This is a genomic window from Streptomyces malaysiensis subsp. samsunensis (assembly GCF_024519315.1).
GTDB lineage: Bacteria > Actinomycetota > Actinomycetes > Streptomycetales > Streptomycetaceae > Streptomyces > Streptomyces malaysiensis.
The window spans coordinates 1-11,771 of record NZ_JANIIC010000043.1; the positions used below are offsets into that span (position 1 = coordinate 1).

An 11,771-nucleotide genomic window follows, 5' to 3' on the forward strand; every position below is an offset into this window, starting at 1 on the left:
GCGGGGGCATGTGGCGGGGATGTTGCCGGAGCATATGACGCCGTCGGCGTTTGTGGTGTTGGAGCGGTTGCCGTTGACGGTGAACGGCAAGTTGGACCGTGAGGCGCTGCCCGTGCCGGAGGCGCCGGTGAGTGCTGGTGGGCGGGCGCCGCGTACACCGCGTGAGGAGATCTTGTGCGGTCTGTTCGCCGAGATCCTGGACGCTCCCCGTGTCGGTGTGGACGACAACTTCTTCGACCTCGGCGGACAGTCACTGCTGGCCACCCGGCTGCTGGGGCGCATCCACGCCACGTTCGGCGTGGAGTTGACCATCCGCAGCCTCTTCGAGGCCCCGACGCCCGCCGAGCTCGCGGGCCATCTCGACGACGAGGACCGGGGACAGCCGCTGGACGTACTGCTGCCGCTGCGGCCGCACGGCACCCGCCCCCCGGTCTTCTGCATCCACCCGGCGGGCGGTCTCAGCTGGTGCTACTCCGGGCTGATCAAGCACCTGGGCCAGGACTACCCCGTCTACGGCCTCCAGGCGCGCGGGCTGGACGACCACGGCGAGCAACTGCCCTCGACCATCGCCGAGATGGCCGACGACTATGTGCGGCAGATCCGCACCGTCCAGCCCTCCGGCCCCTACCGGCTGGTCGGCTACTCGGCGGGCGGGGTGATCGCCCACGCCATGGCGACCCGGCTGGAGGCGCTGGGCGAGGAGACCGACCTGCTGGGCGTGCTGGACACCTATCCGAACCAGAAGATGCCGCCCATCGACGAACAGGACGTGCTGGCCGACCTGTTGCGGTGGGTCGGCTACGACCGCCGCTACCTCGGAAACGGACCGCTCACCCATGAGCGGGTGACCGAGGTGCTCCAGCGCCTCGGCAGCGCCATGGCCACCCTCGAGGGCCGCCATATCGAGGCCATCACCAGGATCTACGCCAACAACAGCGACCTGTTCAACACCCATCTGCCGGACAGGTTCGGCGGAGACATCCTGCTGGTCGTGGCCACGCTCGACAAGATCGACATCTCCCCGACCCCGGCCACCTGGGGCCCCTACGTCGGCGGGCGGATCGAGACACGGGAAGTCGACCGGCAGCACACGGATCTGATGAAGCCCGGTCCGCTGGCGGAGATCGGCCGCATTCTGGCCGCGAAACTCGAGGAAATGGACGGCCCCGGACCGGACGCCCACGGTGCGGCGCAGTAGATCTGGAACTTGACAAGGAGCGAGAACGCGATGACCACCAGTGACGCCGTGCGTGACCGGCAGGCCGCCGAGGCGAACGCGCATTTCTTCGCCTGGCTGGAGAAGATGCGAAGAGAAGATCCGGTCAGCTACAACGAGCAGTCCTTCCAGTGGTCGGTGTTCCGGCATGAGGATGTCACGCACATCATGGCCAACACCGATGTCTTCGTTAACGACATGTCCGATATCACGCCGCCCCAGGAGGACTACGACGTCTTCTTCAAGGGGAACATCGCCGCGATGGACGAGCCCCGGCACCGGAAATTCCGGATGCTGGTCAGCAAGGCGTTCAGCGCCCGCTACATAGCCGGTCTGGAGCCGAAGCTGGTCCGGATCGCCACCGGGCTGCTCGACGCGGTGGGCGACAAGGAGCACTTCGACATCGCGGCGGACTTCGCGTTCCCGTTCCCCGTGGCCGTCATCGCCGATATCCTCGGCGCCCCCCACGAGGACGCCCACCTCTTCGCGGAATGGGCCAATCTGCTGCACGCCAGCAATACGGGTGTCGAGGGCCACCGGGCGACCGCGATGCGGCTGAAGTCCCTCAACAGCTATATGTTCGAGCAGATCCGCAGGCGCCGGGCCGAGCCGCGCGACGATCTGATCACCACGCTCGTCCAGGCCGAGATGGACGGCCGGAGGCTCGAAGACGAGGAGATCGTGGGCTTCGCGGGCGTCCTGCTGATGGGCGGGATCACCACGACCGCGGCGCTGATCAGCAATATCGTCCTGACCTTCGACCGCTTCCCGGAGCTGTACACCGAGGTGCGGGCCGACCGCTCCCTGGTGCCCCAGGCGATCGAGGAGGTCGTCCGCATCCGGCCCTCGTTCAGCAACTTCGTCCGGATGACGGCCGAGGACGTGGAGCTCGGCGGGCAGATCATCCCGGCCGGGGAGCTCGTCCATGTGTGGATCTCCTCCGCGAACCGCGACACGAGTGCCTTCCAGGACCCCGACCGGTTCGACATCCACCGGGAGAACAACCGGCACGTCGGCTTCGGGCAGGGCATCCACTACTGCATCGGCGCCCCGCTCGCCCGCCTGGAGAGCAGGATCGCCTTCAATCTGCTGCTGGACCGGTACCGCTCCATCCAGGTCGTACCGGACGCGGACATCGAGTTCCTCGACACATCGGACATGATCGGCGCCTCGCGGCTCCCCGTCGTCATCACCAGGGACTGAGCCGGAGCGCGCCATGGATCCGACCCACAGACCCACAGCCCATATCGCGTTCTTCAACATCCCGGCCCACGGCCATGTGAACCCCACGCTCGGCACGGTGGCCGAACTGGTGCGCCGCGGACACCGGGTGAGCTACGCCGCGCCGGCCGAGTTCGGCCCGCAGGTGCGGGCCGCCGGGGCCACCCTGGTGCCGTACGAGACGACGCTGCCCGCCTCCGACCGGGTCGAGGACTGGCCCTCCGACGACCCGGTCGCCATGTCCCGTCTGGCGCTGGAGGAGGCGATCGCCATCCTGCCGGGGCAGCTGCGGGCATTCGACGGGGACCGGCCCGACCTGGTGCTGCACGACTTCGGCGCGCTCACCGGCCGGCTGCTGGCACACCGCTGGCGGGTCCCGGTCATCTGCCTGGCCTCCACCCATGTGTCCGCGGCGGGCCCAAAGGAGCGCCGGGCCCGCCAGGAGATGTTCGAGGAGTACTTCGCGGACGATCCGCGCTGGGCGGAGTACCGCCGAAGATTCCGGGAGTTCCTGGACGACGCCGGTATCGCCCTGTCCATCGACGACTACACCGGGCTGCCCGAACGCTGTCTGGTGCCGATGCCCCGGGAGTTCCAGATCGACGGGGACGCCGTGGACGGGCGCTACGCCTTCGTCGGCCCCTGCCTGGGGGAGCGGGGGCACCAGGGCGAGTGGCGGGCCCCCGTGGACGACCGGCCGGTGCTGCTGGTGGCCCTGGGGTCCGCGGGCAGCGGGCAGCCAGGCTTCTACCGGGAGGTCGTGGCGGCCTTCACCGGCACGCCCTGGCATGTGGTGCTGGCCACCGGCACCCTCGACCCCGCAATGCTCGGCCCGCTGCCGCCCAATGTCGAACAGCACCGCTCGGTACCCCAGTTGGCGGTGCTGGAGCGGGCCTCGGCCTTCATCACCCACGGCGGAATGGGCTCGGTGCTCGAGGCCATGCACCACGGGGTGCCGATGGTCGCCGTCCCGCAGGTCAACGACCAGCACCTCAACGCCGAGCGCCTCGTGGAGTTGGGGCTCGGGCGGCATGTCCCGCTGGACAAGGCGACCGCGGCGCGGCTGCGGGACGCCGTGTCCTTCGTCGCCTCCGACCCCGGGGTCGCGGCGCGGACCGCCGCCATCGCCCAGCGGATGCGGCGGCTGGGCGGCGCGGTCACCGCGGCCGACCTGATCGAGTTCGTGCTCCACGGCCCGCGGGAGCACTGGCAGGATCATGTCGCCCGCCTGGAAGGTGGCCTCGGCCGTGGCGATGCTGGCCACGCCGTGAACGGTACGACGGTCGGCTGAAGGCATGGGAATCATGACGCGAGAAGACGCACCGGTCCGCACCACCCCCCATCTGCTCATCGAGAGCCGTGGCCCCTGGGCGGGCGCCTCCTGTGGCGCGTTCGTCCGGGACGCCCGCACCCTGGCCGGCTCCGGCCACCCGGTGCAGCTGGTCCTGGTGCAGGACGCCGTCACCGCCGCCGTGCGCGGCACGGCGGAGGACTCGGCGGAGGTGCGGGCCCTGGTGGAGGCCGGCGGCGAGGTGTGGGTGGACGACTTCTCCCTCGCCCAGCGCGGCCTCGCCGCGGACCGGCTGATCCCCGAGGCGCGGGTGGTGGGCATGCCGGAGGTCTCCGCCCGGGTGCTCGCCCCCGGCGTCCGGGTGGTGTGGCACTGATGGCCAGGCCCACGACGGTGCCCCGCTCCGACGTCCTGCTGACGGTCATGGGCGCACCGTACGAGAACGACCTGCTCACCAGCGTGCTGCGGCTTTCGCAGGCCATGCTGGAGGGCGGGGCCACGGTGCAGATCTGGGCGTGCGGCTACGCCACCATGCTCACCCAGCGGGGGCTGGGCGACAGCAAACCCCGCAACCTCGCCGCATGGGAGGTGGATCACCCGTCGACGAGCCTGCTCGTACGGGAGATGCTCCTCGCCTTCCCCGACCGGCTGCGCTGGTACGCCTGCCGGTTCTGTAGCGACGACCGCGGCGCGGTGGACCACATCCCGGAGGTCCCGGTGCGGGCCCCGGCGCGGTTCGCCGAGCATGTGGCCGCCGCGGACAAGACGCTCTACCTGGGGGTGATGTGACCGTGGCGGAGGAGGGGCGGCGCGCGCTCGCCATCGTCGAGCGCGCCTACCGGGGCGCGGTGGAGACCCAGTTCTCCGACGGCCTCTACTGCGCGTATCTGTTCCACCGCCATCTGGGCGGGCTGGACGTCCTGTTGCGCGGCCCGGCGGTCGGTTACGCCGTCCGGGCCGCCCGGACGCCCGTACCGCGCCTGGGGAAGCGGGAGCTGACCACCGTCAACACCCCGGGCGACGGCCTGAACGTGCTGCTGGAGGCAGGGGTCGGCGTCTGGATCGAGGAGCAGGACCTGCGGGCGTACGGCCCGGACGCCGAGTCCGGTCTGCTGCCCGGCGTACGCACGGTACCGGCCGGGGCCATGGCGGCCCGCTGGCCCGGCTACCGGGCGGTCTTCTATCTGTGAGCGGGCTCCCGGGGCGCGGCCGCCGGGACCCGCGAGGATTCCCCAAGGAGTGGATCGGTTGTGACGGCCATGGTTGCCGCGGTGCGCGGTCCCGTGATCTCGGGCTGGTCGGCGGTCTCGCCGTACGGGATCGGGCGCCACGCCTTCGTCGAGGGGCTGCGGTCCGGGCGGAGCACGGCGGTGGAACTCGACCCGGCCGAGTGGTCGGGCCCCGGTGAACGAGCCTGTCTGGTACCGGGCTTCGTCATCCGTGAGGTGCTGGGACGCAAGGGGACCCGGTCCATGGACCGGGTGACCGGACTGGCCGTCACGGCCGTGGACCGGCTGCTGCGGGAGGTCACGGGCGCCGAGCCGGGACCCGCCTCGGGCGGGGACGACGTGGCGCTGGTGCTCGGCACGAACACCGGCAGCGCGCAGTCCATCATGGACCACACCCGGGACACCTTCCTGGAGGAGAAGCCGTTCTACGTCGACCCCTCGCACTTCCCCAACACGGTGATGAACTGCGCCTCCGGGCAGTGCGCCATCCGGTACGGGCTGCGCGGGCCCAACGCCACGGTGGCCGCGGGCCGCGCCTCCGGGCTCCAGGCGCTGCACTACGGACGGCGGCTGCTGACCTCGGGCCGGGCGGGCAGTGTGCTGGTCGGCGCGGTGGAGGAGCACTCGGCCGCCCGCGCCTGGCTGGAGCACCACACCCGGGGGGCGGACGAGCGGGCCGACGCGGTGCCGCTCGGCGAGGGCTGTGCGGTGCTGAGGCTGGTCCCCGCCGACGCGCCGGACGCGGCGGCGGGCCTGGCCGAAGTGGTGCTGGTGGAGTCCGGGGTGGCCGGTCCGGACGGGGCGGCGCCCGCGCTGACCCGGTGTGTGCGGCGGGCGCTGCGGCGCTCCGGGGTGAGCCCGGCCGAGGTGTGGGCCATCTCGCCCTCCGCGCCCGCCGGGAGTGCCGGGGTGGCCGAACGGGGCGTGCTGGAGGCGCTGTTCGGCGATGTCGAACCCCGCTGGGTGCCGCACCCCGAACCGATCGGAGACACCTCGGCGGCCGCGGCGGCCTTCCAGGTGGTGGCCGTCCTCGCCACGGCCGAGGACGCCCCGGACGCCTCCGGCAAGGTCGCGGTCATCACCTCGGTGGACCGTGACGGGGCCGTGGCCTGCGCACTGCTGCGGCTGCGGTGAAGGCGAAGACAACGGCAAAGGCAAAAGCAACGGCAACGGCACAGCCGAAGGCGAGCGAACGGAAGCGGACCCACCGGATCCCCTGTCACGTATGGGCGAAAAGTGTGGATGGCAGCTTCCGGTCACGGCCCGGGACCGCGGCCCCGATTGCTGCGACGGTTACGGCGATTGCGACAGAGATGGGATCCCCAGCATGACGAACCGGGATGATTGGGATGCGATAGTCGTCGGCTCCGGCATCGGCGGCCTGGTCTGCGCCGCCTATCTGGCGGTGACCGGACGGCGGGTCCTGGTGCTCGAACAGCACGACGTCGCGGGCGGCAACAGCCATGTGTTCCGCCGCCGCCGCGCCTACGAGTTCGACGTCGGCGTCCACTACCTCGGCGACTGCGGACCCGGCGGGGTGCTGCCCGCGATCCTCGGCGGCCTCGGCCTGGACAAGCGGATCACCTACCGCGAGATGGACCAGGACGGCTTCGACGAGATCGTGCTGCCGAGCACCTCCATGTTCATGCCCGCCGGCTGGGACCGTTACCGGCGGCGCCTGAAGGAGACGCTTCCGGAGGACGCCGCGGGCCTGGACACCTTCCTCGACATCTGCGAGGCCCTGGGGACCGAGATGCGCTCGGCGCTGCTGTCCGGGGAGGAGCTGACCGTCGCCGACCTCGTCGCGCGCACCCCGGTCACCCTCAAGTGGGGCCGCCACCCGCTGTCCGGGCTCTTCGACCACTGCGGGCTCTCGGCGCGGGCCAGGACCGTGCTGGCCGCCCAGTCGCCCAACTACGGCATGGGGCCCGACCAGGCCACCGTCTCGATGCACGCGACCGTCACCGATCACTACGTCCGGGGCGCCTACTACCCGGAGGGCGGCGGCCAGATGCTGGCGGCGGGCCTGGTGGAGTCGCTGGAGGCACACGGCGGGGCCCTGCTCACCCGGGCCCATGTGACGCGCGTCCTCGTCGACGGCGGCAAGGTCACCGGGGTGGGGCTGGCCGACGGGCGGAGCTTCTCCGCCCCGCTGGTGGTCTCCAACGCCGACTACCGCCGTACCGTGCTCGACCTCGTGGGCGCCGAGCACTTCCCCGCCAAGCTGGTGACCAAGACCCGCGAGGCGGCCATGGGGCTGCCGTTCGCCACGCTGTACATCGCCCTGGACCGGCCGCTGCCCGAGCGCCGCAACGCCAATCTGTGGTGGTACGCGGACGACGACATCGGCACCTACTACCGGCGGCTCGCCGAGGGCGACATCGACCCCGTCTCTTTCCTCTTCCTGTCCTTCGCCTCCCAGAAGGATCCCCAGGGCCGCGCCGTGTGCCCGCCGGGCCACAGCAACTTCCAGGTGATGACGCTGTGCCCGCCCGAGTACGACCGCTGGGGGGTGACCACGGGCCCCGCCGACGGCACCCGCTACCGCCGCGTCGGCGCCTACCGGAAGAGCAAGGAAGAGTTCACCGAGGCCATGCTGACCGCCGCCGAGCGGGCGATCGGCCCCTTCCGGGACCACATCACCCATCTGGAGGCGGCCACCCCGCTGACCCATGAGCGCTACACCCTGTCCACCGGGGGCACCCCCTTCGGCCTCGCGGACTGGGGCGGCGTCGGCGTGCGACCCGACACCCGCACCCAGGTCGAGGGGTTGCACGTGGTGGGCGCCAACACCCGCTACGGCAGCGGTATCACCGGTGTCGCCGTGGGCGGCATCGCCTGCGCCTCCGCCATCGTCGGCCGCCGGCTGATGCACGAGGTGCACGACGGTGCCGTGCTGGGCGACGCGGACCTGCTGCCCGAGCGCGACGAGCGCTGGGACCCGCTCGCCGTCTCCCGGGGAACCGGCCGCCGCCACGCCCGCGGTCTCGCGGGCATCGACCGATGACGGACCGATCACGCACACACCGGCGACCTTTCCAGGAGAGAACATGGACGTGGCGATCGAGGCCGAGGGCCTGAGCAAACGGTACGGCGACAACGAGGTGCTGAAGGGCGTCGACCTCACGGTGCCCGCCGGGTCCGTGCTCGGCCTCCTCGGACCCAACGGAGCCGGGAAGACCACGACGGTACGGATCCTGGCCACCCTGCTGCCGCCCGACGGTGGCCGCGCGGTGGTGGCCGGACACGACATCGTCACCGCGCCCCTGGAGGTCCGCCGGCGCATCGGCCTGGCCGGGCAGTACGCGGCCGTGGACGAGCGGCTGACCGGCCGGGAGAACCTCGTCCTGATCGGCAGGCTCTACCGGCTCGGGCGCGCCAATGCCAAGCGGCGGGCGGAGGAGCTGCTGGAGCGCTTCGACCTCACCGGCGCCGCCGACCGCGAGACGAAGACGTACTCGGGCGGTATGCGGCGCCGGCTGGACCTGGCCGCCAGCCTGCTGGCCGACCCGGGGGTGCTGTTCCTGGACGAGCCGACCACCGGCCTGGACCTCACCAGCCGGATGACCCTGTGGGCCATGGTCCGCGAACAGGTCGACGCGGGCGTCACCGTCCTGCTCACCACCCAGTACCTGGAGGAGGCGGACCAGCTCGCCGACCGTGTCGCGGTCATCGACAAGGGCATGCTCATCGCCGACGGCACCCCCGACGAGCTCAAGCGCAAGGTCGGCGGGGAGCGCCTGGAGGTCACCCTCGCCGACCCGGCCACGGTCCCGGAGGTCACCGGGCTGCTGGAGCGCGTCGCGGTCGGCGAGCCCGTGGTGGGGGACCAGGGCCGCAGCGTATCGGTGCCGGTGGGCTCCGGCATCGACTCCATCGCCGACGCCGCCACCGCGCTGCGCGGCAAGGGAATCGAGGTGACGGACTTCGCCATGCGCAGACCGTCCATGGACGACGTGTTCCTCGCGCTGACCGGGCGCAGCAGCGCCGGGGAGCCCGACGAGGACGAGGGGAAGACGGCAGCATGAGAGAACTGGCAACCGACACCTGGATCCTGGCCGGGCGTCATATGAAGCACATCGCCCGCGTACCGGAGAAGCTCATCGGGGTGACCATCGCGCCCGTCGTGATGGTGATGGTCTTCGGCTATCTCTTCGGCAGCGCGATGTCCGTGCCCGGCGGGAACTACCGCGAGTACATCATGGCGGGCATCTTCACCCAGGTGATGTTCTCCGCGGTGGGCACCAGCGCCGCCGGGGTCGCGGACGACCTCAAGAACGGTCTGGTGGACCGCTTCCGGTCGCTGCCGATGTCCCGCTACGCGGTGCTGCTCGGCCGGACCGTCTCGGACATGGCGATGACGGCGCTCAGCTGCCTCGTCATGGCGCTGGTCGGCCTGCTGATCGGCTGGAAGGCCCACCACGGCCTGGTGAAGACCGTCGCCGGCTTCGGCCTGCTGCTCCTCCTCGGCTTCACCATGTGCTGGATCGGCGCGCTGATCGGTCTGGTGGTGCGCAGCCCGGAGGCGGTGAACACCATCTCCTCGCTGATGGTCCTGCCGTTCGCGCTGCTGTCCAACTCCTTCGTACCGCTGGACGGGCTGCCGCGCTGGATGCAGATCATCGGTGAGTGGAACCCCATCAGCTCCGTGGTGAGCGCCTGCCGGGACCTGTGGGGCAACCCCTCCACCGTGGTGAGCGACGCGCTTCCGGCCCAGCATCCGCTGGCCGCGGGCACCCTCATCCTGTGCTGTCTGCTGATCGTGGTGGCCCCGATGGCCGCCCGCGCCTACCACCGGGCCGCCGCACGCTGACCCCGAAGGACCCCTAAGGACCCCGCGCTGTGATGAAGCTGGCCCAGTTCCTCCTGGCCCTCCTGGTGATGAGCGCGTTCATCATGGCGTTCGTGTTCAGCGCCCGGAGGCTGCTGGGCCTGCGCATCGGGATCGTGCGCTCCCTGCTGGCCGGGCTGGTCAGCGTGGTGGGCCTGGCCGTCTTCAGCCTGCTGATGCAGCGCCCCGAGCAGCGCGGCATCCTCACCGGGGTGCAGTTCGGGTCCACGCTGGTGGTGACCACCGGCTTCCTGGCCGTCCTCGAAGTGGTGGCGCCCAGTGGCACGCTGGGCGGGCCGCGCGGCTGGGTGCGGTCGGTGCGCTCCCGGGTCGCCCGCACCCGCCGCTACTGGCACATCGTGTCCATCGCGATGCGGCACGGGCTGCGCCCCGGCCGGTACGGCGCGGTGCCCACCGTCGGCCGCGGGCCCGGCTCCGGGCGGATGGCCCGGCCGCTGCGGCTGGCGCTGGAGGAGGGCGGCGCCACCTTCGTCAAGCTGGGCCAGGTACTGTCCACCCGCCGGGACCTGCTCCCGCCCGCGTTCATCGCCGAGTTGGGGCGGCTGCACCACCAGGTCTCCCCGGAGCCCTGGCAGGTGGTGGGGGAGGCCCTGGAGCGGGAGCTGGGCATGCCGCTGGACGAGGCGTTCGCGCACTTCGACCATGAGCCGATGGCGGCGGCGTCCATCGCGCAGGTGCACGCGGCACGGCTGCACTCGGGCGAGGAGGTCGTGGTCAAGGTGCGCCGCCCGGGAGTCCGGGAGGTCGCCGAATGCGACCTCCAGATCATTCTGCGGCTCGCCGGAACGCTGGAGCGGCGCGCCGGCTGGGCCCGTGCGCTCGGCGTGGTGGACCTGGCCGACGGATTCGCCACCTCCGTCCGTGAGGAACTGGACTTCCGGATCGAGGCCGCCAACCTCGCCACCGTCAGCGCCGCGTGGACCCGGCGCTCGGAGGGCACCGGCATCCGGCTGCCCAGGGTGTACGAGGAGTGGTCCGGCGAGCAGGTGCTGGTCATGGAGCGGCTCTCCGGCACCCCCATGGGCTCGGCCACCGCGGTGCTGAAGGGCACCCCGGAGGAACGCCTGGCGCTCGCCAGGAAGGTGATGGTCAACATGTTCCACCAGGTGATGACCGACGGCACCTTCCACGCCGATCCGCATCCGGGGAACATCCTGCTGCTGGACGACGGCGCCATCGGGGTGATCGACTTCGGCTCGGTCGGCCGGGTCGACGCCCAGGTCCGCTCCGGACTGCGATCCCTGCTCTTCGCGCTGGGCAGCCAGGACCCGGCCGCCCTGTGCGACGCCCTGCTGGAAGTGGTCACCCGGCCCGAGGAGATCGACGAGCAGCGGCTCCAGCGGGAGCTCGGCCGCTTCCTGTCCCGCTACTTCGCCCCCGGTTCCACCCCCAGCGTGCAGATCTTCACCGATCTCTTCCGGCTGGTCCAGCGGCATGGGCTGACCATCCCGCCCGAGGTCGCGGCCGTCTTCCGGGCCCTGGGCACCCTCGAGGGCACCCTGATGCTCATCGCCCCGGGCTTCGTCATGGTGGAGGAGGCCCGGACCTTCGCCGACGGGGGCTTCGCCCGCGCCGGCGGCGATCCGCTGGGCCAGCTGATCAGCCCGACGGATGTGATGGCCGCCTGGGAGCTGCTGCGCAGACTGCCCCGGCGGCTGGACCGGGTGACCAGCGCGCTCGAACAGGGCCGGCTCGGCGTCGGGGTGCGGCTCTTCGCCAACGCCCGCGACCGTACGTACATCAGATCGCTGGTGCATGAGATCCTGCTGACCTTCCTCGCCGCCACCAGCGGGGTCATGTCGGTGATCCTGCTCAGCATCGACGGCGGTCCGGTGGTCGTTCCCGGAATAGGGCTCTTCCAATTGCTCGGCTATCACCTGCTGGTGGTCGCCGGAGTGATCGGCCTGAAAGTGCTTTTCCTCATTTCGCGGGGCGGCGCGCGTAACTGACGCGTCATTGAAT

The 11,771-nt window shown here is 71.3% G+C and carries 10 protein-coding genes and 1 pseudogene; all 11 read left to right on the forward strand.

What is annotated here, in order from left to right; translation table 11 throughout:
• A partial coding sequence (locus NQU54_RS49435; protein WP_306279228.1) for an alpha/beta fold hydrolase occupies nucleotides 1–1,198 on the forward strand: 1,198 nt, incomplete at its 5' end.
• A 30-nt stretch (nucleotides 1,199–1,228) separates the two neighbouring features.
• A complete protein-coding gene (locus NQU54_RS30775) occupies nucleotides 1,229–2,419 on the forward strand; it encodes a cytochrome P450 (protein WP_069867786.1) in 1,191 nt (396 codons plus the stop codon).
• 13 nt (nucleotides 2,420–2,432) lie between these two features.
• Nucleotides 2,433–3,626: pseudogene (locus NQU54_RS30780) on the forward strand (macrolide family glycosyltransferase); the annotation flags it as partial.
• A gap of 115 nt (nucleotides 3,627–3,741) precedes the next feature.
• Nucleotides 3,742–4,104, forward strand: coding sequence for a DsrE family protein (locus NQU54_RS30785; protein ID WP_069867784.1), 363 nt, complete (start codon nucleotides 3,742–3,744; stop codon nucleotides 4,102–4,104).
• Nucleotides 4,104–4,517: a hypothetical protein gene (locus NQU54_RS30790; RefSeq protein ID WP_257633898.1), complete on the forward strand. Its 414-nt coding sequence runs from the start codon at nucleotides 4,104–4,106 to the stop codon at nucleotides 4,515–4,517. Before NQU54_RS30785 ends, NQU54_RS30790 begins: the two co-directional genes overlap by 1 nt.
• Entirely contained in the window at nucleotides 4,514–4,918 is a 405-nt protein-coding gene (locus NQU54_RS30795) for a hypothetical protein (RefSeq protein ID WP_093704678.1), read from the forward strand. Before NQU54_RS30790 ends, NQU54_RS30795 begins: the two co-directional genes overlap by 4 nt.
• A gap of 69 nt (nucleotides 4,919–4,987) precedes the next feature.
• Nucleotides 4,988–6,091 (forward strand): beta-ketoacyl synthase N-terminal-like domain-containing protein, encoded by a 1,104-nt coding sequence (locus NQU54_RS30800; RefSeq protein ID WP_257633949.1) that lies wholly within the window; start codon nucleotides 4,988–4,990, stop codon nucleotides 6,089–6,091.
• 193 nt (nucleotides 6,092–6,284) lie between these two features.
• On the forward strand, nucleotides 6,285–7,964 hold the full coding sequence (locus NQU54_RS30805; RefSeq protein ID WP_093702321.1) for a phytoene desaturase family protein: 1,680 nt from the start codon (nucleotides 6,285–6,287) through the stop codon (nucleotides 7,962–7,964).
• 43 nt (nucleotides 7,965–8,007) lie between these two features.
• Complete coding sequence (locus tag NQU54_RS30810; protein ID WP_069867781.1) at nucleotides 8,008–8,985, forward strand: ATP-binding cassette domain-containing protein; 978 nt, start codon at nucleotides 8,008–8,010, stop codon at nucleotides 8,983–8,985.
• The gene (locus NQU54_RS30815; protein ID WP_069867780.1) at nucleotides 8,982–9,770 is read left to right on the forward strand and encodes an ABC transporter permease; all 789 of its coding nucleotides are present in this window, start codon (nucleotides 8,982–8,984) and stop codon (nucleotides 9,768–9,770) included. Before NQU54_RS30810 ends, NQU54_RS30815 begins: the two co-directional genes overlap by 4 nt.
• Before the next feature lie 32 nt (nucleotides 9,771–9,802).
• The gene (locus tag NQU54_RS30820; protein ID WP_100805938.1) at nucleotides 9,803–11,758 is read left to right on the forward strand and encodes an ABC1 kinase family protein; all 1,956 of its coding nucleotides are present in this window, start codon (nucleotides 9,803–9,805) and stop codon (nucleotides 11,756–11,758) included.
• The last annotated feature ends 13 nt before the right edge of the window (nucleotides 11,759–11,771 follow it).

What these genes read in the sequence shown, in the direction of transcription:
- NQU54_RS30785 (WP_069867784.1), top strand. Translation starts at nt 3,742, where the DNA reads ATGACGCGAGAAGACGCACCGGTCCGCACCACCCCCCATCTGCTCATC.
- NQU54_RS30790 (WP_257633898.1), top strand. Translation starts at nt 4,104, where the DNA reads ATGGCCAGGCCCACGACGGTGCCCCGCTCCGACGTCCTGCTGACGGTC.
- NQU54_RS30775 (WP_069867786.1), top strand. Translation starts at nt 1,229, where the DNA reads ATGACCACCAGTGACGCCGTGCGTGACCGGCAGGCCGCCGAGGCGAAC.
- NQU54_RS30805 (WP_093702321.1), top strand. Translation starts at nt 6,285, where the DNA reads ATGACGAACCGGGATGATTGGGATGCGATAGTCGTCGGCTCCGGCATC.
- NQU54_RS30820 (WP_100805938.1), top strand. Translation starts at nt 9,803, where the DNA reads ATGAAGCTGGCCCAGTTCCTCCTGGCCCTCCTGGTGATGAGCGCGTTC.
- NQU54_RS30810 (WP_069867781.1), top strand. Translation starts at nt 8,008, where the DNA reads ATGGACGTGGCGATCGAGGCCGAGGGCCTGAGCAAACGGTACGGCGAC.
- NQU54_RS30800 (WP_257633949.1), top strand. Translation starts at nt 4,988, where the DNA reads ATGGTTGCCGCGGTGCGCGGTCCCGTGATCTCGGGCTGGTCGGCGGTC.
- NQU54_RS30815 (WP_069867780.1), top strand. Translation starts at nt 8,982, where the DNA reads ATGAGAGAACTGGCAACCGACACCTGGATCCTGGCCGGGCGTCATATG.